Raw genomic sequence first — 21,967 nt, forward strand, 5'->3', positions numbered from 1 at the left:
CCTTCGCTTCGGGTAGCAGGTCGCCGGCCGAAAAACGGCTCCACTTCCGGCCAACATGCTGTAACAGGGGTCAACGGCATTCCGGCTCATGCATCGCGACGCGTGCAAGCCGGGCCGATCTACTCCGTTCAGGGTAACGATGGCCGTCTATACCGAAGTCACCTCCGACGCGCTCCGCTCGTTCCTGGCCACCTACGATCTTGGCGATCTGCGCTCGTTCAAAGGCATTGCCGAGGGCGTCGAGAACTCGAACTTCCTGCTGCAGACGACCGCAGGGCGGTTCATCCTGACGCTGTACGAAAAGCGCGTGAACGTCGACGACCTGCCGTTCTTCCTCGGCCTCCTCGACCATCTCGCGGAGCGTGGCCTCACCTGCCCGCGGCCGGTTCACAACCGGGCTGGAGCGGTCCTCGGTGAAGTGGCCGGCAGGCCGGCCGCGATCGTGACGTTCCTCGACGGAATCTGGATCAAATCGCCGGAGCCGCACCATTGCGCCGCCCTCGGGGGAGCGCTGGCGGGCTTGCACAAGGCCGGTGCAGATTTCGCGATGCGTCGTCCGAATGCGCTGTCGGTCGCGACATGGCCGACCCTGTTCGAGACGGCACGACCCCGCGCCGACGAGGTCGCCTCCGGGTTGACGCGCGATGTCGAGACGGAACTTGCCTTTCTCGAAACGCAGTGGCCGTCCGACCTGCCGACCGGGGTGATCCACGCGGATCTCTTTCCCGACAACGTCTTCTTTCTCGACGATCGCTTGTCAGGTTTGATCGACTTCTACTTCGCCTGCACGGACGCCTTGGCCTATGATCTCGCGATCTGCCTGAATGCGTGGTGCTTCGACACGGCCGGAGCGTTTCAACTGGCACGAGCCGAAGCGTTGATCGAGGGTTATACAAACGTCCGCCCTCTCACGACGCGCGAGATCGACATGTTGCCGGTTCTGGCGCGCGGTGCGGCGCTGCGCTTCATGCTGACCAGGCTGGTGGATTGGCTCAATGTGCCGCCCGGCGCGCTCGTCAAGCCGAAGAATCCGCTGGAATATCTCGACAAGCTGAAATTCCATCAGGGTGTCGCCGATGCGCGCGCCTATGGGCTGACGTCATGACCGGCAAAGTGACGGTCTGGACCGATGGAGCTTGTTCGGGCAACCCCGGCCCCGGCGGATGGGGCGCCATCCTGAAATTCGGCGACACCGAAAAGGAGCTCTGCGGCGGCGATCCGGCCACGACCAACAACCGCATGGAATTGATGGCCGCAATCGCGGCGCTCGAGGCGCTGAGCCGACCTTGCGACATCGACGTGCATACTGATTCGCAATATTTGCGTGGCGGCGTGACCGGCTGGATCAACGGCTGGAAGCGCAATGGCTGGAAGACGGCCGACCGCAAGCCCGTCAAGAACGTGGAACTGTGGCAACGGCTCGATGCCGCGACGACGCCGCACACGATCGCCTGGCACTGGGTCAAAGGCCACGCCGGTCACGACATGAACGAACGAGCCGACGAGCTCGCGCGGCGCGGCATGGCGCCGTTCCTGACCAAACGCCCGGCGCGCTGATCCGGCTCGACCGCGCTCGCGCGTTATTGTTGCCGCATCGCCTCGTCCAGCACCTCAAAGATGCGCGGATGCGCGCAATTCGCCACGTTGAATCGCAGGTAGCTCCGTGACGCGTCCGACACACTGAAAACGTCGCCCGGCGCGAAGATCACATCCCGCGCGAGGGCATAACGCGCGATATCGGCGGCGTTCAAGCCATTCGGCAGACTGGCCCAGAGAAAAACGCCGGCTTTGGGTTCGATGAAGGGCGTGAGGCCGAGGGCCCGCACGCGCCGCAGAGTCTCGCCCATCGCGGCCGCCAGCTTGGCCCGCAGCCCATCCATATGCCGATGGTAGGTGCCGTCCGTCAGCAACCGATGCATCAGAACCGCCGCGAGATGTCCGTTGCCGAGCGTCATCGCCAGTTTGAGATCGACCAGGGGCTCGAGCCAGTCGCTGCGCGCCGCGATATAGCCGCAGCGGACGGCGGCCGACATGGTCTTCGAAAAGCTGCCGACCAGAATGACCCGGTCAAGCCCGTCGAAGCCTGCGAGGCGCGGCGATGGCTCCTCCTCGAAGTCGGCGAAGATGTCGTCCTCGATCACGATCGTGCCGTGATGCTCGGCGAGTTTCAGAACCCGATGCGCCGTGGCGGGCGACAACGATGCGCCGGTCGGATTGTGAAGGCCGGAATTGGTCAGGTAGAAGCGAGGCTTGTGCTCGAGCAAGGCTCGGCCAAAGGCCTCGACATCGGGTCCGTCGCGTGTGAACGACACCCCGACGACGCGGAGTCGGTGGGCTCGCAGCAAGGCGTGGTAGTTGAAATAGCAGGGGTCGTCGACTAGCACCGTGTCGCCCGGTTCGACGAGAAAACGACACAACAGATCGAGCGCGTGCGACGCCGAATCCGTCAGCATGATTTGGTCGGCACCGGCCGTGACGCCGCGCTCGCCGAGCCGCCAGGCGAGCTGCTGGCGGAGCGGCGCAAACCCCAATGGCGTGTCATAATGCACCCGAGCCGACGCATGTTCCCGTGCCATCTGACGTAAGGCTTTCTGCACGGCCACATCGGGCATCAGGCTGGAAGGCAACCACCCCGATCCCGGTTTCAGCACGGTGGGGCCAGCCTGCAGAGATTGCCGCGTCAGCCAGAGCGGATCGACCGCCCTGTCAAGTTGCGGCCCGATCGCCGCGAGCGACAGCGGGCGCGTCGTCCCGGCCACGAAGAAGCCCGACCCGCGGCGAGACACGATTGTTCCGGCTGCGATCAGCCGGTCATAAGCCTCCACCACGGTGGATTTCGACACGTCCATGCTCGCAGAGAGAGAGCGTATCGAGGGGAGCTTGGCGCCCGGCGTGAGGGTGCGGCTATCGATCCGCGCCGCGATAGTGCCCATCACCGTTTCGACGAGTGTGGCGCCGGCTGACAATCTATCGGTTTTATCGAGCATCTGTACTGGCCGATCTCTTGGACAGTTTGATTGGATTGTACTGCTCTGTCTCTACACGAACGCCGTGTGTTTGGCCATCCTGCAATCAAGGAGGATGTCATGGACGAGACGATCGGATCGACAGAAACACGTACAGGCCAGGCTTTTCACGCTATTTGGAGCACCGTCGGCTATGCCATGGCATGGCCCGTGAGGGTTGCGGCAGCGCGTCGCGCGATGCACCAACTCGGCGGCATGAGCGATTGCGAACTGGCCGACATCGGCCTCAGCCGGCATGATATTCGCGACGCGACGGCGCTCGGGATCGATGGCGATCCGACGGTCCTGCTGGCGAAGCGGGCTCGGGAGCGGCAGCGGTTTTCGTTTGCCTCACGCGACGCTCGCGCCCGTCAGGCGATCCAGCGCCGTTTGTAACGTCGCCTCATGCTTGGCGAAGCAGAACCGCACCGTGCTGGTCACCTTGTGGGTCGCGTAGAAAGCCGAGTTCGGAATAGCGGCAACGCCATGCTGGCGCACGAGCGCCTCGCAAAATGCGACGTCGTCTCGGCCTTCGCCGAGATCGACGGAGAGAAAATACGTCGCTTGGCTCGGCAAAACCGTGAAGCCGCGCTCGGTCAACCCGGTCGCAAAAGCGGCACGGCTGCGCGCGAAGCCCGCCCGCATCTTGGTGAAATACTCGTCTGACTTGCCGAGCCCGTAAGCCACCGCGACCTGAAGATTTGGCGGGGTCGTGAAGGTGATGAACTGATGCGCCTTGGCGAGCACGCGGAGCAGGTGTGGGGCCGCCATTACGAAGCCGACCTTCCAGCCCGTGAGCGAAAAGATCTTGCCGGCCGAACCGATCTTGACGGTGCGGTCCGCCATACCCGGCATCGCCATGAGCGGCAGGTGTGAGAGGCCATCGAACGTCACATGCTCCCATACCTCGTCGCAGATCGCGATGACGTCGTGAGCAACGCAGAACCGCGCCAACAGGGTGAGTTGATCGCGGCCGACCATCGTTCCGGTCGGGTTCAACGGATTGTTGAACAGCACGACCTTGGTGCGCGGCGAAAAGGCGTCGGCAAGATCGCTCTCGGTGAAGCGCCAGAACGGCGGCTTGAGCGTCACGAATCGGGGCACGCCACCGGCCCGGCGCACGAGCGGAAGATAGGCATCATACATCGGCTGAAACAGCACGACCTCGTCGCCCGGCTCGATCAGGGCCAGCAGCGCGCCCGCCAGTGCCTCGGTTGCGCCCGATGTCACCATGATGTTGCGCTCGGGATCGAGATCGAGGCCCTGAAACCGGCGGTAATGCGCCGCGATCGCCTCGCGCAGAACCGGAAGGCCGAGCATCGGCGGATATTGATTCCAGCCATTGACCAGCGCCTCGGCGGCCGTCTCGCGGACGTCGAGCGGACCGGGGTCGTCGGGAAATCCCTGGCCGAGGTTGACGGCCCCGGTTTCGCGCGCCAATCGCGACATGGTTTCGAAGACGGAGGTTTCGGAATCGGCGAAAATCGGGTTCATGGTCGGCGGGTCACTCGTCGCGTCGGTTCGATACGGGCCGCGATCATCTTCCAGAACACGGCACAAATCCATGATCGAGACGCCCTCACCGGCTCGCTTCGTCCTCGTGCTTGGGGGCGCCCGTTCAGGCAAGAGCGGATATGCCCAACGGCTCGCCGAGCGCTCGGGGCGACGCCTCATTTATTGCGCCACCGCGACGATCTACGACGACGGCGAGATGCAGAAGCGCATCGACCGTCACCGCGCCGAGCGAGACGACCGGTGGCGTACCATCGAGGCGCCGCTGCGGCTGGGAGAGACGCTCGGGGCCGAAGCAGGTCCGAGCCGATTGGTCCTGGTCGACTGTCTCACATTGTGGCTGACCAACGTGATGCTAGGCGGCGGCGATGTGGAAAGCGCCTCGGCCGATCTGGCCGAATGCGTGCAGAGCCTCCGGGGGCCCGTGATCTTCGTGTCAAACGAGGTCGGCTCGGGCATCGTGCCCGACAATGCGCTCGGCCGGGCGTTCCGGGACGCGCAGGGACGGCTCAATCAGGCGATGGCCGGCGTCTGCGACCACGTGGTGCTGGTGGCGGCTGGCCTGCCGCTGCGCCTCAAGCCGCGGCTCGAACCCGACCTCATGATCGGGCCGGATTAGGTCTCGACCAACCCGCTCGTATTGCCCGAACCGGGCGACGTCGCGCTGCCGTGCGGCAGGCCGAGATAGTCGTCCGATCGCATCTCGATCAGACGCGAAACCGTGCGGTCGAACTCGAAGGCCTCGCGCCCCTCGTCGACGAGGTAGAGATCCTGCGGCTCGGCTTCGGCGGAGGCCAGCAGCTTGACGTGTCGATCGTATAAGGTGTCGATCAGCGTGATGAAGCGCTTGGCGACGTTGCGCTCATTGGCGGCGATGATCCTGATGCCGTCGATCACGACGGTGTGGAAAGCCTGCGCGATCGCCAGGAAATCGGCCGCCCCGAGCGGTTGCTCGCAGAGATCCGCAAAACTGAAGCGCGCCACCCCGCCGGCCGCTTCCGGCACGTGGAGGTGACGGCCGAGCAGCGGCAGATCGCTCGGCTGTCCCGTCTCAGTGCCGGTCAAATCTAAAAACATGCGGCTCAACGCGCTATGAGCCGCGGCATCGACCGGCACCAGATAGGTGCTCGATCGCGTCAGCTTCAGCAGGCGGAAATCGGTTCTCGCTTCAAGCCGCAGCACATCCATCCGCTCCTGCAAGAGCGCGATGAAGGGGAGAAACAAGGCCCGGTTCAGCCCGTCCTTGTAGAGATCGCCCGGGTCGACGTTGGAGGTCGCCACGACCGTGACGCCGGCCGCGAACAACCGCGTGAAAAGTCGGCCGAGAATCATCGCGTCCGCGATGTCGGTCACGGCGAATTCGTCGAAGCACAGCAGCCGCGCCTCGCCAGCCACCCTATCGGCCACCGGTGCGATCGGATCGTCACCCGCCACCTCGCCCTGCTTTTTGCGCTGGCGCCACGCGTGAATGCGGGCATGGACCTCAGCCATGAAGGCGTGGAAATGGACGCGCCTTTTGCGCGGCACGGGCGCGAGGTCGAAGAAGAGATCCATCAACATGGTCTTGCCGCGCCCGACATCGCCGAAGATGTAGAGCCCGCGCGGTGCATCCGGCTTCTTGCCGAACAAGCGCGACAGCATCGATCCCTCGGCTTGCGTTTGCGCCACAAGGGTCGCCGACAATCGGTCAAGCGCCGCGGCCGCCTCCCGCTGCGCCGCGTCGGGCTCGAGATGGCCCGCCGCTATCCGCGTTTCAATCGCCTCGAGAACCGACCCGCTCACGTTCCGCCTTACGTTGACTGCGCCCGGGGAGCATGTCGCGCGTCCGGCGCACGGCGTCAACGCGGCAGTGGTACACCATCCTGAGCCGCAAGAGGGGATGAGGAAGGCGACACCGTTCCGGCGCCAATGACGCGCGGCGCGGTGCCGACGGCGCGGGGCGCGACCGAGGTGGTCAACTCGCTCGGAAGCGGAATCGCATTGCCGATCACGGGAGTCGGCTCCTCGCGCTGAACGACCGTGCGGTGAACTGTCAGCGGCGTGCGACGAGCGACGCGCCGTTTCGAGACATGACGGCTCCGGCGCAGCGGCGGCGCGGCTTCGGCATCGTCGCTCGGTTCGGCGGCCGACGTCATCATCGGCGCGGCGGCTGGGTAGGAATAGGCCGGAGCGGCAAGCGGCGTGTAGCCCGTCGCGGCAAGCGGAGCCGGCGCGTAGACCGGCACGGGCTGGGGATAGGCATAGGTCAAGGTTTGCGCCATCGGCGGCTGCGGCGTCGAGTAATAAGGCATCGGAGCCGCAGCGGCCGGCATTCCCGGCATCCCGCCGGCTGCCGTCAGCGCATCTCCGCCCATCGGGGTCGCCATCGGCATCGGCGCCATGGCGATCGAACTTCCGCTCGGCGAATAGACGACGAGCGCCCGCAGGAGACCGACAAGACTCGCTTCTGACGCATGCGGCTTGCAAAGACGAACGCGGACCGAGATCGGGTAAGGGTGCAACCCCGTCGCGCCCTCGAGCAAGCTGATCGGATGCTCCGGACCGATCCACTGCCAAGCGTAGACGCAGGTCGAGCCGGCGGGGCCGTGCCCGATCGCATAGCCGAATGGACCTTGCTGGTTCTGCTCGAAATTCGGCGAGATATGCATCGGCACGTTGGGGAACAGCGGCTCGATCTCGTCCGTGATCGCAACGTCGGTCGGCTTCTGGATCTTGACGTCGCCTTCGGTCAAATTGCCCTTGGTCGGATCCGGCGGGATCAAGGCCGTGACCGCGATGTTGTTCTCGCCGCCGTTCACCTGTGAGCCGCCGAGCACGATATCCTGCAGGATCGCATTCGGCTTGCGGGTCTCATTCACGGCCAGGACCGGGCCGGCCCCCGCCGGCAACATCGCCAAGGGACGCCCCTGCGTGATCTGACCCGCGAGCGGGTAATTGGCCTGATAAGCCGGCGTCCCATAGGGCGCATTGGCACAGCCGGCCATCATCAGGGTCGCAACGAGAACGAGAGCATGCTTGTTCATGGTGGCGTTCCGCACTGTCAATATTTCCGCCGGGGGTCGATCGTGCCGTCAAGAACAGTCAGGGCCCGCTGCGATTGAGCGTCGGACAATTGGCTATTGGCCTGGGTGAAAATCTGTTTGGCGCCGTCATAGTCGCCGAGGTGAAACAGAGACCAGCCCCGCGCCATCCGGAGATCGCGCGTCTCCGGCGCATAAGCTGCACGCTGATTCAGCGCCGCCAACGTCTCGGCCCAGCGTTGAGCCCCATAATTGGTGTAGACGCGCTGCGTCAAAACCTGGACCCCGATGTCGTTGCGCCTGGACGCCGAGAGTGCCGCCCCGCCGGCCACCTGAGCGGCCGCATCCGTTTTGCCGCTTCGCAGCAGTGACAGCGATTGGCCATAGGCGCTGTCCTCGCGGAGCTTGCCCTGCTGCCCGTTTTGCGCCTGCCCGAATGCGATGGCGGCTTCCTCGGGCCGATCGAGACCGAGCAGGCACCATCCTTTGATCTGCATCAGGTTGCCGGAGAGCCGGCCACCACGCTCGCCATCGCCGAGCTGGGCGAGACAACGCGTATAGTCCTTGGCCTGCAGCGCTGCCGCCGCGCCTCCGCCTCCCCCGCCGCCACGGCTCGCCCGCTGCGTCAGCGACGCCCCACTTGTGACGCGCGGCGCCGACTCGCGGACCGGCATGACCAGCCTCGCCTGCGGAGCTTCGGGCGTGGCCTCCGCCGTCATTTGCGTCATCGCTTGAGGCGTCGCCTGAGGCACTTGCGGCGGCGGATCGATCGACACGGTGGACGTCATCGTCGTCGGCACAGCGGGAGCCATTGTCTGCTGCTGCATCGTTTGCGGCTTTGCGCCACGGCCGCCCGCGCCCTTCAACGCTTCACCGAGACGCGGAAACTGCGTCCGGTAGGTTTCGATCGTGGACGCGAAATTCGCAAGGTCGCCCACGCGGCGATACGACATGGCCAACCCGAGAGCTTCGCCCTCGCTCGGCTCCCAACTCAGCGCCTTGGTGAACCAAGCCAGCGCCGGTTTGAACTGGCCGGAATTATAGGAATACCACCCGAGTGCCTGGGCGCCATTCGGCGATTGAATGGTCAGCACGGCCGTCGCGAACTTCTGCAAATCGTCCGTGCTCATCGCGACCGGCGGCTTGCTGCGGGCCAGACGCTCGGCCACCGTATCGACATAGAGGCTTCTCAATGCAGCGCCGTCCGCGGCATTATACCAGGCATAGGCCACCGCCTGCGCCTCGTCGTAACGGCCGAGGTTTCGCAACGCGCTCGCATAGCCTTCGGCGATCTTTATATCGCCCTTGTGGTCGGCCGACCAGGTCGTGGCGGCGCGGAACCATTCGACGGCCGCATTCCAATCCTTGTGGGCCGTGGCATTCCAGCCGAGAGCGCGCGCGCCCTCTGACGAACGCTCGGCAGCGACCAGGCTGGTGATCTTGGCCATCTGATCGGGTGGCACTGTCACGCTGGAATCATTCTGCGACAGCATCTCGGCCACGAGACCGGGCACCTGTTCGCCGAGGCTTGGAATCCGCTCCCGCCACGCGGCCACGAACGTCAGCGCATCGGGATCACGCCCGAGCGCGCGATACGTCAAGGTCAGACCCTCGGCGGCTTTCGGATCGACCTTGCCGTCAGTCGCCCAGGTCACGGCGAAGCGGAACCACGTCAATGCGTTCGGGAAATCTTTCTGAGCGTAGAAATAATACCCAAGCGAGGTCGCCCCGGACATGTTGCGGCTCGACGTCACGGCTCCTGTCAAATCGGCCAGCCGATCCGCCGCCACCGGGGTGGCTCCACCGCCGCTCAATTGATCGAGCGAGGTGTCGAGGTAGAGCGATGCCATAGCGGGCGACAAACCGCGCAGGGTCGCCGCGATCGCCAAGGCTTCGTCGAAGCGCTTGAGATGGCGCAGCGCCAGCACATAGCCGACCTGCACGTTAAGATCGGCAGTGGCGGTCAGGTCCGTACCGGTGCGCCAGTCGAGGGCCGACTTGAACCAGACCGCAGCCTCGGTCCAGTTCTGCTTGGCCGAATCATACCATCCAAGCGCCTGGGCGCCCTTGCTGGACCGGTCCATCTCGAACATGTCGGCGTAACGCTTGAGCCGATCGGGCGGGATATCCGCTACAGGATTGGTCTTCGTCAGCGCCGTCACGGCGAGATTGACGAAAAGGTCGTGCATCGCTGGCCAGCGATCGCGCCAGTCATAGGCAAGCTGCTCCGCCTCAGCCGTCCGGCCAATGCCGGTCAAAGCCATCACATAGCCGGTCCATGTCGTGGCGAGGCCGGTATAGGTATCGACATAGGAGCGGCCCTTGCGGCTGATCTCGGCCGTCCGGCCACTATAGGCGCGTGGGGTGCGTCGATAATCCGGCAGCACCAGCGCGAGCTTGGCCGTGACGGGCTGGTAGTCATCGACAACCGGGTCGCGGATTTGCTCGCCCTCGGGCGTCAGCGGCGGCCACCAATCGAGCGCGGTCTTAAACCATTTGACCGCATCGGCATCTTCGGCGCGCGCATGGCGGTACCAGGCGATCGCCTGAGCGCCGAGCGCACTTCGGATCGGCGTGATGACGCCGATGAAGCGGCCGAGGCGCGGGTCGTCCATCGGCATCGGCGGATTGTCGCCCGTGAGTTCGGACACCACCACATCGACGTAGATGCTCTTCATGGTCGGCACGCGATCGGCCCAGCCGTAGAGGACCTCTTCGGCCGCCGCGAGTTGCCCCACTTGGCGCAGCGACAGCGCGTAGCCTTCGTTCATCTTGGCATCGCCGCGACGGTCCGGCGACCATTGCGCCGCCAGCGCGAACCACTGCGCGCCGTAGCCGCAATTGGTCTCGCGGTAGCGGTGCCAAGCCAGAGCCTGGGCGCCAATAGCTGACTTCTCAGACGTGATGACCTCGGCATAGCGGGTCAGGCGCGCTTCCGTCGTTGCGATCACCGGAGCATCGCGCGTCAACACATCGACCGCGATTTTGACGAAGAGCGCCTTCATGTCGGGCGCCCGATCCTTCCAGGCATAGGTCAGCGTCTCGGCCTCGGCATAATGGCCGACGGTCTGCAACGCTTGGGCAAGCCCCTCATTCACCTTGGCGTCGCCCATCTTGTCGGGCGACCACGCCACCGCCTTGTTGAACCACCCGACCGCGTAGCCGCAGCCGTTTTGATGCAACCGATACCAGCCCAGCGCCTGCGCGCCGCCGCCGAGTTTGTCGCGATCGACCACGGTCGCGAAACGATTGAGTCGCGCCTCCGATAGGCCTGCGGCGAGATCGTCCCGCGTAAGCTCGACCACGACCGTATCGCGGTAGACGGCACGCATGTCGGTCGACTTCGCCATCCAGTCGTAAGCGAGGTCTTCGGCAGCCTCGAAACGACCGGCTCCCTTGAACGCCAGCGCCAGGCCTTCATTGGCTTTGACGTCGCCCTTGTGGTCCGGCGACCACACGTTAGATGCACTGAACCAATCGATGGCATCGGCGAAATTGTCGGCCCCGAGCGCATGCCAGCCGAGCGCGGACGCGCCCTGTTGGGATTGCTCCTTCTTGATGACCTGCGCGAAACGATCCAGACGCTCGGGCGAGAAGGTCTGACCGGGCTTGGTGAGTTGCGTGATCGCGATGGCGACGAAGATCTGCCGGACGTCGGCACTTCGATCGCAGGCCATGAAAGCGATCGTCTCAGCCTCTTCGAAGCGCCCGAGGTTTCGCAGCGCCAGCGCATAACCCGCGATCGTTTTCGGATCGACTTTGTCGATGGGCTGACCAGTCGCAGGCGATGTCGGGACCGCAGGCGGCGTGGGAGCCGCGGGTGGCATTGCGGCTGTTCCGGACGGCGATCCATCGGCTGCGGCCATGGCGGAGGCCGCTGGGGGAGCCGCGATCGTCCAATCAACCGCTAATTTAAACCAGGTGACGGCGGCTTGCCAATCCTTGCGATTGTAGCTGTACCAGGCCAGGGCCTGCGCGCCATCGGCCATATGGTCGGTCGTCACAACCGTCGTAAATTCGGCCAAATCCGCCGCCGAGATTGTCGGCGGCGGTGTTTCGCGCGTCAGCTGGGCGACCTCGAAGCCAAGATAAAGACCACGCAGCGCCGGCGATTTCTGCCGCCATTGATAGGCAAGCTTCTGCGCCTCGTCCAAATGGCCAAGGTTGCGAAGCGAGAGCACATGGCCCTCCTGCAGCTTCGGGTCGTCGGGCAGCAAAGCGAGGCCCTGCTTGAACCACTGATCGGCGTCACCCCATTTTTTCAGCTTGTAGAAATACCAGCCCAGCAGCGTCGCATCGGCGGCATTGTTGCTCGCCGTCGCCGTGTCGCCGAACAGCCGCACCGAATCGGGCGGCACTTGGTCATTCGTCTCGCCGCTCGCGAATTTGCCCAGCGCGCCACGCACGAGATCGACCCGAACCGCGTCGAACTCATGCGAGCCATCCGCGAGTACCGTCCCCATGCCGATCAGATCCTCGACCTTCGCAACGGGCAAGATCGCGACGGCCTTGCGGACCGTGGCGAGACGCTCGTCGCGATCGGTGCAACTGGACAGGATCGCTTGATAAACTTCGAAGGCCCGATCGATCACGCCGGTCTCAGCGAAGGCCTGCGCGACGCGCCAGTTATTGTCGATGGCCGAGCAGATCAGCATCGATGGGGTCGCGCTGGCGACCTCCAGAACACGGGTCCAGGCCTTGGCGTCGGACGCCTGGACCAAGCGGTCGGTCGCGTCACGGATCTCGATCTTTGCAGCCAGATCCGCAGAGGGGCGCCAGCCATTATCCTGAAGCATCCGCAGCGAAATGGCGGCGCGTAACTGCGTCAGCTTATCGGCCGCGAACAGATCCCAAAGCGGCTGTTCGTTTTTGCCATTCCCGCCAGCGTCGGCCGTGTAGAGGTTGGTCGGCACCTTCCAACCCGGATTGAGGGTCTTGAGCCGACGGATTTCGGCATCGACGCGAGCGTGGTTCTTCTGCGACGCGTAATAGCGAAGCGCACTCTCATCGACGCGGGCGGCGGTTGGTCCGCCGTTCGCCCGGTTGAACACGGGTGCATCGTAGATGCCGCCGAACAGAATCGCGCGGGCCGGCTTCGCGGGCGCAGCCGTCTTCGTGGGCTCGGCTTCAATCCGTGGGGGCACCTCACTGGACGACGGATCATTGCTGCGAGGCTCGTCACCGGGGGATTTGGGGGCTGCTTCCGTCGCGGAGGTCTGCGCTTTGTCGATCAGCAAAAGTTCGCCGGCCGCGACCGGGGTCACGATGCCGAACAGGAGAATGACGGCTGCAGCCTTTACCAATCGCATGGAAGCGACCTCTGACGAGCGGCGACCATCGCAAGCAGATGCAGCGTGGTCGAGTAATAATGTTCTAGCTTGACGGTCTTTAACGGAATCGGAATCGCGGTCCCCTTGACCGCACAGGCCGTCAAAGCGGCGACGGCTTCATAACCCTGGTCATAAAACGGCTCGGTCACGCGGGCCGTCACGACGTCGACGACCGCCGGCATGCCGGAGGAGGTCGCACTCCAGGCCGACAGGAACGGCGTCAACGCTGCCGTGCCGCCAGCATCACCCCACACCAAATAAAGCGGGATACGGATACCATTATAGCCAAAGGTGGGTGGGAAAGAAGCGGCCGGCACCGGCTCCGGCCCTTTCAGAGAAATCCAATCCGACGGAAGGCCGGTCGGTGCGAAGCGGGAGGCGTTCAGCAACGCCACTCCGCTTTCGGTCAAGCCGGCCCAATTGATCTCGGGCGCCACGGCTTTGAGGCTGTTGAATGCCGGAAACACCCAATAGGAGGGGTTCACGACCGGCCCATCCTTCATGTCGTTCGGGCCGAAGCCGGAGGCTCCCGGCAGCAGCGTCAAGCCAAAACGCCCCTTGAACGATCCGTGCCGAATGGCCGCGACAGCGATCGAATGGGCCGCCGCCTTATATTCCGGGCTATCCCATTTCCGGGCAGCCTCGGCCAACCCCCAGGCGATGAGGAGATCGCCATCGGTGGCATTATTGCCATCCGTGACGTGAGGCGTGCTGGTCGGGCTCCAGCGCCACGATGCCAACCCGTCGGGCCGGCGATAGAGTTCCCGCACCGTCCAACCCCAGATTCGCGAAAACGACAGGTCGTCGCCCGCGAAAGCAGCCAGCAGCATGGCGTAGCCCTGCCCTTCGCTGTGGCTGATGTCGCCATTCGCGTCATCGATCAGCCGCCCTTCCGGCGAAATGAAGCGGGCCTTGTAGGTCTGCCAGATCGCCGGATCGAGAAGGGCCCCGGCGGGTGTCGGATGGGGTGCTGGCATCGGCGAAACTCCGACAGGGTTTGGCGTGGCCGTTTGGGCCAAGGCCGGGAAGCCAGCCACAAGGGCCGCCACGACGAGGGAGGCGACCGTCAAACGCTTGTTCAAGGCTTCACTCCGTAGCGGCGCACCACCGCTGTTGTCGCGAGACCGAGGCACAGGCTCATCGTCACAAGGGCAAGCACGTAATATTCGAGATACGAAGATAACCAGCCGGCGGCGATCAAACGGAGATTGCCGGGCGACAAAGGTGCGGTCTTGATGAAATAGCCCTGCTGCGCCGGCACGATCGCGAGAGCGGGAGATTGCGGATCGTAGCTCGCGATCCGTCCTTCCAACTGGGTCCAGTAGCTCGTCCCCGTGACGGCCCGCATGCCTTTGGACAATAACTCGGCCGATGGGGCGGTGATGAGGGTCCAGGTCGCGCCGTTGCCGCCGGGCGCGGCATGTTGAGCGATCAGCAGGCGTGACCGTTGGTCCGGCACATATTTGACTTCGGTCCGTTTCCAGGGCCTCAGGCTCTGGCTGGTCAGCCCAATTCCGTTGCCTAGAACATGGCCGACCCAATCGACGGGGTCGAAATGCCATTGTCCAGTATTGACGTTGGCGGACCACTTCTGGAACAGATCGGACTCGGCGCGGCTCTCGGGGCGCTCGGGCAGATTCGGGCGTCCGTCGGCGCCAGCCTTCTCCTTGGCGCGCAGCAGCCGAGCGAAAGCTTCCGACTTAGCCTCGATGTTCGACCAGACGTCCAATGTCTGCGACAGGTCGATGCCGACCTCGTCCACGATGGTCGCCGGAATATCACTGATCGCGCCGACGATGATGGCCGAGTGATCGTCGATGTCTGGCTTCGACAGAACGATCCGGGTCGCCAGGGGCACTCCGGCCGACCGCGCCGAATGAGCCAGGAAGGTCGCGACAGCGGCGATCGAATCCGCGTCCGGATGCGGCAGATAGAGTTGCGTATCGGCGTTTTCAGCCACGTAGGGGAACCCGCTGGCACCCGTCGCCGACAGGCTCGGCATATGAGCGATCCGGGCGACGTTCGGAATTTCCAGCGTCGAGGTCTCCAGCAAAACGAAGCGCTTCTTCGCATCGATGATGCCGGCGACATCGCAGGTCTTGTCGGAGGGCGCGCCGACTTGTGCCTCGATCTGGACGTGGTTGTAGCCGGGACGCAGGTCGGCCAGCGACACGGTGATCGGTTGATTGCGAAAGACTTCGCCGTTCGGATTGCGGAGCGACAACGAGGCGGCATCGCGATCGTTGACCCGAACGAGGATCTGGCTCGACGGATCGAGCCCCGCCACATAGCCCGCATCGATCCGGAGCGTCATCTTGCCATAATCGGCGGCGTAAAAGTCGGGCGGCATCAGCAGATCGAAGCCGGCGCGGAAGAGCCGGCCCGAGAATTCCTGCGTGTTGACGCCAAGATCCCTGAAGCTGACCGTCAGTTCTCCTCGGATCGGTTTTGTTCGAAGCAGCAGAGCTCGGAGGCCAGCGGCGGTCCCAGGCGTCGCCTGGGATGTCGCCCCCTTGACGATATCCGCAATCGCGGTCTCGATCTCCGGCACACCAAGGCCGGAGATCACAAGCGTGCTTTCTCCCGACTTCGCGCCAGCGTGGAAGGCAATTGGCTGGTCGTCGGACACATATTGGCCGAAGCCACCGTTGCGGAGATCGTCGACGGTGCCGACCAGCAGGTCGAGCCCCGGCTTATCCTGCGGCTCCGAGACGATGTCGATGGACGGATGGGTAAAATTACCGCGGATCACCACCGCTTCCATTGCGCGCAGGATGCGGTCGAGCCCGTTCGCATCGAGCCCTTTCGGGACCACCACGCGGAGCGGCCGAACACCGGTCGCGTCTGGTGCGAGCGCCGGCAGGTCGGCGAGGTCCATGATGGTTTCTTGCGGCAGATCGCTGAATGCAAGCCCGGACTGGGCCGGATCGAGCTGCGTCCAGAGCTCGTAGGTGGCCGCAAGCGAGCAATCGACGCGATGGCGCTGCTGCACGATGATCTTGACCGCATTATAGCCCGGCTCGAGCACGCTTTCGGGCACTTCCACGTCCAACAGCGCCGCACCATTGGCGGCCGATGAGACGATTGGCGCGTCGGCGACCGTCACATCATTGACGCTGACCGTCATATGCGACGCCTCGGGCATGACCGACACAGCATTGGTATAAGTCAGATGCAGGCGAGCTTTGGCATTGGCTTGGGCCCCGGTCAGAAAGATCGCGTAGCTTCGGCTGTCGTTTTCGCCTTCGAAACGAAGCCGCGACGCGCCGGCCTGAAACCGGTGCAGCACGCTGACGTCGCTCGCGGCCGCGGCCGCACGCCCGGGGGTCGTCAGAACCACAGGCTTCGGCAGGATCGGCGCAACCGCGACAGAAGGAGTGGCGGCTGGCGCGTCTGGCGTAACCGGTATCTGCTGGGCCACGGCCTGACCGACCCAGGCTTCACCGAGCACGATCCCGAAACCGGTCAGGCCGACGCCGCTTGCGATCGTTGCCGCGAGTACGACCGAGACGAGGCGGCGGACGGGTGTTGCGCCTCGATGGAGGCGCGAGACAAAAGGATCATGCATGATGGTCACGATGCCTTGGCGAGAGGGGGGGCGTTCACGCTACCGCTTGGCTCGACCCCGGGTTCGGCGGAGACTTGTGTGATCGCCGCCAGGGAGGCTGCGAGTTTCGCCTTGGCGAGGCGAACCTCCTGGAAATGCCCGTGCAACACGCGGAAGCCGCGCACCGGCTCGGTCAGGCCCCACCGGAAGAAGCCGAAGATACCGCCGAAAATGCTTTTCTGCCGGCGCCGCTTGGACCGGAACGCCTCGAGCCCGTCGCTGCCCGCATACATCATATCGACCAGCAGCCGATAATTCTCGGCCCGAAGATTTTTGAATTCGAACTCATAGTAGGATTCGCCATCCTCAACCCCGCGACGGATCAGTTCGACCGGCAGGGTCTGGGTTCCAGTTCCCTCCTTGCGGAGCGGAACGTCGAGGATACCGGCGGCACCCTTTTGCAGATGACGGGGGATCAGCCCCTCCTCCACTTCGACGCGGCAACCGCCGGTCGACACGTCGATGATCAGGACCGGCACGATCGCGGTTCCGACCGCGAGTTCCGCCACTCGCTTGATCGGCGTGCGGTTCGTCTTGCGCTCGGAAACCACGCCGAGCGCCGCGCCGGAGAGCAGCAGATTGAAGAAATTCCAGCCGCTCACCACGATCAGCAATTCGTTGGCGTTCGGCTCGGTGAAGAGACGCAGAAGCGCCCAGAGGCCGGACGCCACCACGATGCCAAAGATCACGAAATATGGCATCGCTAGTTCGGACAGATGGTCTTTGTCGAGCGTCAATCCCTTGTCGGTCACGTTGAAGGTCGGCTTACGCGGGTTCAGAATGACGCTGAACAACCCCTGCGCCAGGTAGATCGACTGAACATATTCATAGAGCTCGGATACCCACGGCCAGCGTACTTTGCCGTATAGGTAATTCTGCATCATCATATTAGCGACCATGTACAACATGGTATAAGCGAAGAATTCACGCGTGTTCGCAACGTAGATCTGCATCGAAAACCAAATGTAGAGCAACGGCGCGATCAAGAAGGGAAGACGAAATATTGGAAAGAACCAATAAGACATGTTCGACAGATAACAGATTTTCTGCGCCACGCTGAGACCGCGCTTGAACGCGGGGTTTTTCAGAAGGAAGATCTGGAACATGCCGCGGCACCAACGCGAGCGCTGACCGATGAAGGATGCGAAGGTTTCGGGTTGCAGCCCGGAGATCATCGGCTTGTCGACGTAGATCGAATTCCACCCGCGCGAATGCAGGTCGAGCGCGGTCTCACAATCCTCGGTGATCGAGATGCCCGAAAATCCGCCGACCTCGTCAAGGGCGGCGCGGCGCAGCACCGCCGCCGATCCGCAGAAAAAGGCGGCGTTCCACTTGTCGAGGCCCTTTTGGATGACGCCGTAGAACATTTCATTCTCGGACGGCATCGACGTGTAGGTTTGAAGGTTGTTCTCGAGCGGATCGGGATTGGCGAAAAAATGCGGACTCTGACACAGGAAAAGGCGCGGGTCGGTGCGAAAATGTCCGACGGTTTCGAGGAGAAAGTCGGGCATAGGGACGTGGTCGGCGTCGAACACGACGATCAGCTCGCCATTGGTATTGGCCAACGCGCTGTTCATGTTGCCGGCTTTGGCATGCAGGTTCTTGGCCCGCGTGTGGTAGGTCACGCCCATGTCGGCGGCGAGATCCATTAGATCCGCGCGGCGAGCCTTGGCGACACGCGCCGAGGCCGCATTGTCCGAATTGCACTTCTGGTCCGTTCCGCCGTCGTCGAGCAGATGCACGCGCAGCTTGTCGGCGGGATATTCGAGTCGGGTGGCCGCCGCCAGGGTAATGGCCAGCAGATCGTGATCCTCGTTGTAGGTCGGCACGAAGACGTCGACGGTCGGCATCTCGTCATAGCTCAGCCGTCTGGCGGGCTTGCGCTCGAGCGGGTCGGCGATGACGAACAGGCTGATGGCCAACATGATGGCGCTATACATCTCGGCGATCCAGAGCGTCAGACCGCAGATGAAATTCAAGGTGTCCGAGACGGGCGGCAGCGTACTTGTGGTCCGCCAGTAGAAGTAGCGGAGCACCACAGCGGTCCCGAGCGCCAGGAACACGTTTCGCCACGGCCCCGTGAGCCGCAGCGTCCGGATCAACGCCATCCCTAAGATTGCGGTAGAGCCTAGAACAAATTGTGCTTGTATACTTACAGGTTCGATGGCTAGCACGACGTAGAGCACGCCGATGATCAGCCAGTTGATCGTAGTTAAAGCCTTGATCACCGAGTTGCTCGCCTTCGACGGACTGTCAGCCACTCTTAAGCGGGCGAGTTGAAGGATTCGTCTACGGCGGGCTACCTCGTGTTGCGATGCGAAACATGGTTAAGCATGCGTTTTAAATCGTGACGAAGTCGCATCCCTCACTGTTACGGCCGCCGCCGGAGAGGCGATGAGGCTTGGACCGAGGCGGTTTTTCGGGTATCAGGATCGCAGGCGCCTGTAGCTCAGCTGGATAGAGCATCAGACTTCGAATCTGAGGGTCGGGGGTTCGAATCCCTCCGGGCGCGCCATTTCCTCTGGAGATGGTTGCCCTGAATCAATAAGAAAGTTCGAACTCCGTTCGAACGGGCGCGCCGATTCAAAGATCTTCCGAAAGGAACTGGCGGCCATTGTAACGAGGCCTTGCAGCGTGTCGGCTGCCGCGATCCGAATGATGAATGAGGCCCGCCCCTGGATGTTGGGCGCGGCGAGCGGCAGTTCAGGGCGCATATGTGGCGCATCCACCAGCCGATGATCTTGGGCGTGGCGAGGCCCATGACCGCGGCGAGGTAGAGCCACCCCTCTCCGGTGGCGATGTAGGTGATGTCCGCCAATTAGAAGGTGTTCGGCGTCAATGACACGGACGCCTGCTTCAGCAGGTTCGGCGCGATCGGAAGGTTGTGACGACAGTCGGTCGTGCAGGGCTCGGACCGACGTCCTGGCAGGCCGCGAATGCCGTGGTGGTCGCGCCATCCTCAACACGACATCATAGCCTTTTGCGCTAAAATATATATCGAAAAGCATTGACACTGAGGCGCGCCGTGGGGAACTCTGACTGCTCCAAATTACCGCGGCCGCTAAGGTTGGCGCTTGAGGTTGATCGGGGGTAGTCATGCATTTTGCTCTAGAGCCAGAAGCCAGCAAAGCGTTCGATTTCGTCAACCTTCATAAGCCAGAGATGATCGGAAAGATTTTAGCCGACATCCCGGCCGACTGGTGGCGTCTGGCCCTTAAACGCGGTCTCGAATATTCAAAGCTGAACCAACAAGCCGACGCTTTTATGAATTACTACGCTGATCGTTGCTCGGGTAAGCATTTCAGCCATGATTGGTTTACGTCAAAGGCTTGGATCTGGCATGAACTGTTACTGCCATATCGTGATAACGCAGTCGACATTTTGGAACTCGGCGTCTTTGAGGGACGCTCGGTCATCTTCGACCTTGAGATGCTACCTCGATCGCGAGTGACCGCAGTCGATCATTTCGTTTTGAAGGCAGGTTGGACATCCTCGCAAAACGTTACACTGACGCAGGACTGCGAGACCACCTTCCGACAAAACACAGCCGGCTATGGCGACCGCGTCGATATTCGCGTCGCGCCGTCATGGATCGGTCTGACTGAGCTTATCCGCGAAGGCCGGCAATTCGACATCTGTTATATCGATGCATCTCACACCGCCCCTGACGTCATGGCCGATTCGATCTTGGCTTGGAAGCTGCTGAAAGTCGGTGGTCTCTTCGTCTGGGATGATTTTCTGCTCGATATCTATCATTGGGACGAAGGCCCGGTCGGACCCGGTGTCTTAAATTTTCTAAAATCGTTTCCGGGGACGTTTGATTTTGTTCATGCTGGTTGGCAGGTAGCCGTGCGGAAAACTGCCGAACTGTCGCTGATGCCCTGAAACGTCGTGGCTTACGAGTGTCCCGTGAGCCTGAGGCGATCGTGTGACGAGGGCCAGTATCGCGTCACCAGGACAGCGTCGCACGATCGGGCCACATTTGGCGGAGGGGAGGCTCGCACAGTCCCAGCAACTCATGCGCCAATGTCTGCGAGCCTTACCTAGCGATCTCACAGAGCGTTTTTGCCTTCAGCCAGGTCATATTCTGCTGCTTCGACGTCGTTTGCGAATTTACGCAGCGTAAACTGCGGGATGACGTCGGCCAGGGCGTCCCCAAGATGCGGGTCGAAAGACCCCTGCGTCGCAAATTGTGTCGGGCAGGCACTCCTGTTGACATTTCAGCACGGCGCAATCCAAATTAGATATAGCATATTGGCATAGATGTCATAACATGCTCCTATACCTAGCCGGTTCGCGCTCCTCGCCAGATCGAGGATTTCCAGAAATCCATGCCGGCATAGTTTCCTGAGTTGAATTCGTCATTGGAGGTGCAGTCATGGTAGATGTCAACGGAACATTTGGTCTTGGACAGAATGCTATCGGCGTAGATTTAGGTGCTGGAACTGTATATACCCCCGTTGCGAGCGGAATTTCCAATATTGGACTATCCGGCAGCTTTGGCGCTGTTGGCGATACAGTTTTGGCCTCCATTGATACTGCCGGCATCGTCAGCACCGACTCGACTGCGGTTTACAATGGATATCTCGATAACGGGGCTGGCCATTATACATACCTGTTCTCTGCATCGGGAGGCGGCCTGACAAGTACGGTCGCATTTGCAGTGAGCGGTGCGCCCCTACCGATTCTTGGCGTAAGCGGTGCCCCCACCACGACCGGCACCGTCCCAACGGATACGTCGATCGTTCCGTGCTTTGCGAGCGGCACGCTGATCCGCACAGTCCGAGGCGATATCGCAGTCGAAGATCTCGCACTCGGCGATCAGGTGCTGACGCTTGGCGGCGAGATTCAGCCGGTCACCTGGATAGGCAGTCGCAAGGATTCAGCGTCCCGTTATGCTCCGGAGCATCGCGTCGACTTCTGGCCGGTGATGTTCCGCGCGGGATCTTTGGGGTCGAACCGCCCAGAGCAAGATCTCTATGTTTCGCCGTGCCATGGCATGTTCGTCGACGGTGTGCGGGTGGCAGCGTGGCGCTTGCTCAACGGGGCCTCGATCGTCCACGCCACCGAAGTCACCGAGGTCGAATATTTCCACATTGAACTAGCAGAACACAGCATTCTTTTTGCGAATGGCGCGCCGGCGGAGTCGTATTTCGAATTCGATCATTTCCACCGAATTTTTGACAATGGTGCAACTTATCCAACACGAACAACGACGCATTCCCGGTTCGGACGTGAAGCCGTTGATGCCATCGAGGTCGGGCAGCTTCGGGCGAAACTCGATTCCTTCGTTGTCATCGAGACGGCCGATTTTGGCGCGACCGTCTCAGCCTAAGATGTCGCTATCTGGACTCTGACTTCGTTTTTTTTGGCGAGGTTACCAGTCTCCGGGCCAGCATCGAAGCGATTAGGGCAGCGACCCGCTTGACGGGTCCCTGCCTTGATCACGAGCGCGAAACAGAGGTGCGCGGTCGATCCCATCCACAGTCAAGA

At 62.6% G+C, this 21,967-nt stretch carries 14 protein-coding genes, 1 tRNA gene and 1 pseudogene; 7 read left to right on the forward strand and 9 right to left on the reverse strand.

The genetic code is table 11. The annotated features are described in order from the left end of the window. Window positions 1-139: 139 nt before the first annotated feature. A complete protein-coding gene (locus LGH83_RS10480) occupies window positions 140-1,105 on the forward strand; it encodes a homoserine kinase (protein WP_227398635.1) in 966 nt (321 codons plus the stop codon). Next, window positions 1,102-1,557, forward strand: a complete 456-nt coding sequence (rnhA, locus tag LGH83_RS10485; protein WP_131113378.1) for a ribonuclease HI — start codon at window positions 1,102-1,104, stop codon at window positions 1,555-1,557. The genes LGH83_RS10480 and rnhA overlap by 4 nt, the downstream gene beginning before the upstream one ends. 23 nt (window positions 1,558-1,580) lie before the next feature. Here the strand turns inward: rnhA and LGH83_RS10490 are convergent, their stop codons facing one another. Continuing rightward, a complete protein-coding gene (locus tag LGH83_RS10490) occupies window positions 1,581-2,987 on the reverse strand; it encodes a PLP-dependent aminotransferase family protein (protein WP_227398636.1) in 1,407 nt (468 codons plus the stop codon). Between the two features lie 99 nt (window positions 2,988-3,086). On the opposite strand from LGH83_RS10490, the gene LGH83_RS10495 reads away from it, so the two are divergent. Next, window positions 3,087-3,401, forward strand: coding sequence for a DUF1127 domain-containing protein (locus LGH83_RS10495; RefSeq protein WP_227398637.1), 315 nt, complete (start codon window positions 3,087-3,089; stop codon window positions 3,399-3,401). On the opposite strand, the gene LGH83_RS10500 is transcribed toward LGH83_RS10495, so the two are convergent. Continuing rightward, entirely contained in the window at window positions 3,357-4,499 is a 1,143-nt protein-coding gene (locus LGH83_RS10500; RefSeq protein WP_227401807.1) for an aminotransferase, read from the reverse strand. The two genes, LGH83_RS10495 and LGH83_RS10500, sit on opposite strands and share 45 nt — an antisense overlap. Before the next feature lie 70 nt (window positions 4,500-4,569). Here LGH83_RS10500 and cobU point away from each other — a divergent pair, with 70 nt between their 5' ends. Beyond that, on the forward strand, window positions 4,570-5,136 hold the full coding sequence (cobU, locus tag LGH83_RS10505; protein WP_227398638.1) for a bifunctional adenosylcobinamide kinase/adenosylcobinamide-phosphate guanylyltransferase: 567 nt from the start codon (window positions 4,570-4,572) through the stop codon (window positions 5,134-5,136). Here the strand turns inward: cobU and zapE are convergent. The 6 genes from zapE to bcsA are packed head-to-tail and all read right to left on the reverse strand — an operon-like array spanning window position 5,133 to window position 18,702. Then, window positions 5,133-6,299 carry a cell division protein ZapE gene (gene zapE / locus LGH83_RS10510; protein ID WP_227398639.1) on the reverse strand — a complete coding sequence of 389 codons (1,167 nt, stop codon included), beginning with the start codon at window positions 6,297-6,299 and terminating at the stop codon, window positions 5,133-5,135. The two genes, cobU and zapE, sit on opposite strands and share 4 nt — an antisense overlap. Before the next feature lie 56 nt (window positions 6,300-6,355). Continuing rightward, on the reverse strand, window positions 6,356-7,540 hold the full coding sequence (bcsN, locus tag LGH83_RS10515) for a cellulose biosynthesis protein BcsN (protein WP_227398640.1): 1,185 nt from the start codon (window positions 7,538-7,540) through the stop codon (window positions 6,356-6,358). 17 nt (window positions 7,541-7,557) lie between these two features. After that, window positions 7,558-12,846: a hypothetical protein gene (locus LGH83_RS10520; RefSeq protein WP_227398641.1), complete on the reverse strand. Its 5,289-nt coding sequence runs from the start codon at window positions 12,844-12,846 to the stop codon at window positions 7,558-7,560. After that, window positions 12,834-13,949 carry a glycosyl hydrolase family 8 gene (locus tag LGH83_RS10525; RefSeq protein WP_227398642.1) on the reverse strand — a complete coding sequence of 372 codons (1,116 nt, stop codon included), beginning with the start codon at window positions 13,947-13,949 and terminating at the stop codon, window positions 12,834-12,836. Before LGH83_RS10525 ends, LGH83_RS10520 begins: the two co-directional genes overlap by 13 nt. After that, window positions 13,946-16,435, reverse strand: a complete 2,490-nt coding sequence (locus tag LGH83_RS10530; protein ID WP_227398643.1) for a cellulose biosynthesis cyclic di-GMP-binding regulatory protein BcsB — start codon at window positions 16,433-16,435, stop codon at window positions 13,946-13,948. The genes LGH83_RS10525 and LGH83_RS10530 overlap by 4 nt, the downstream gene beginning before the upstream one ends. A gap of 5 nt (window positions 16,436-16,440) precedes the next feature. After that, entirely contained in the window at window positions 16,441-18,702 is a 2,262-nt protein-coding gene (gene bcsA, locus LGH83_RS10535) for a UDP-forming cellulose synthase catalytic subunit (protein WP_264478868.1), read from the reverse strand. 210 nt (window positions 18,703-18,912) lie between these two features. Here bcsA and LGH83_RS10540 point away from each other — a divergent pair. Then, a tRNA-Arg gene (locus LGH83_RS10540) sits at window positions 18,913-18,989 on the forward strand. A 113-nt stretch (window positions 18,990-19,102) separates the two neighbouring features. Here the strand turns inward: LGH83_RS10540 and LGH83_RS10545 are convergent. Continuing rightward, window positions 19,103-19,418: pseudogene (locus LGH83_RS10545) on the reverse strand (IS3 family transposase); the annotation flags it as partial. Window positions 19,419-19,570: 152 nt separating this feature from the next. Here LGH83_RS10545 and LGH83_RS10550 point away from each other — a divergent pair. Beyond that, window positions 19,571-20,359, forward strand: a complete 789-nt coding sequence (locus LGH83_RS10550; RefSeq protein WP_227398645.1) for a class I SAM-dependent methyltransferase — start codon at window positions 19,571-19,573, stop codon at window positions 20,357-20,359. Window positions 20,360-20,852: 493 nt separating this feature from the next. Then, window positions 20,853-21,809, forward strand: coding sequence for a Hint domain-containing protein (locus LGH83_RS10555; RefSeq protein WP_227398646.1), 957 nt, complete (start codon window positions 20,853-20,855; stop codon window positions 21,807-21,809). Window positions 21,810-21,967: the final 158 nt, after the last annotated feature.

Source organism: Lichenihabitans sp. PAMC28606 (assembly GCF_020616535.1).
Classification (GTDB): Bacteria; Pseudomonadota; Alphaproteobacteria; order Rhizobiales; family Beijerinckiaceae; genus Lichenihabitans; species Lichenihabitans psoromatis.

Excerpts from the sequence above, each read along its gene's own strand:
- LGH83_RS10520 (WP_227398641.1), bottom strand. The coding sequence starts at position 12,846 with ATGCGATTGGTAAAGGCTGCAGCCGTCATTCTCCTGTTCGGCATCGTG.
- LGH83_RS10495 (WP_227398637.1), top strand. The coding sequence starts at position 3,087 with ATGGACGAGACGATCGGATCGACAGAAACACGTACAGGCCAGGCTTTT.
- LGH83_RS10530 (WP_227398643.1), bottom strand. The coding sequence starts at position 16,435 with ATGCATGATCCTTTTGTCTCGCGCCTCCATCGAGGCGCAACACCCGTC.
- bcsN (WP_227398640.1), bottom strand. The coding sequence starts at position 7,540 with ATGAACAAGCATGCTCTCGTTCTCGTTGCGACCCTGATGATGGCCGGC.
- LGH83_RS10550 (WP_227398645.1), top strand. The coding sequence starts at position 19,571 with ATGCATTTTGCTCTAGAGCCAGAAGCCAGCAAAGCGTTCGATTTCGTC.
- LGH83_RS10500 (WP_227401807.1), bottom strand. The coding sequence starts at position 4,499 with ATGAACCCGATTTTCGCCGATTCCGAAACCTCCGTCTTCGAAACCATG.
- LGH83_RS10480 (WP_227398635.1), top strand. The coding sequence starts at position 140 with ATGGCCGTCTATACCGAAGTCACCTCCGACGCGCTCCGCTCGTTCCTG.
- LGH83_RS10490 (WP_227398636.1), bottom strand. The coding sequence starts at position 2,987 with ATGCTCGATAAAACCGATAGATTGTCAGCCGGCGCCACACTCGTCGAA.
- rnhA (WP_131113378.1), top strand. The coding sequence starts at position 1,102 with ATGACCGGCAAAGTGACGGTCTGGACCGATGGAGCTTGTTCGGGCAAC.
- LGH83_RS10555 (WP_227398646.1), top strand. The coding sequence starts at position 20,853 with ATGGTAGATGTCAACGGAACATTTGGTCTTGGACAGAATGCTATCGGC.
- cobU (WP_227398638.1), top strand. The coding sequence starts at position 4,570 with ATGATCGAGACGCCCTCACCGGCTCGCTTCGTCCTCGTGCTTGGGGGC.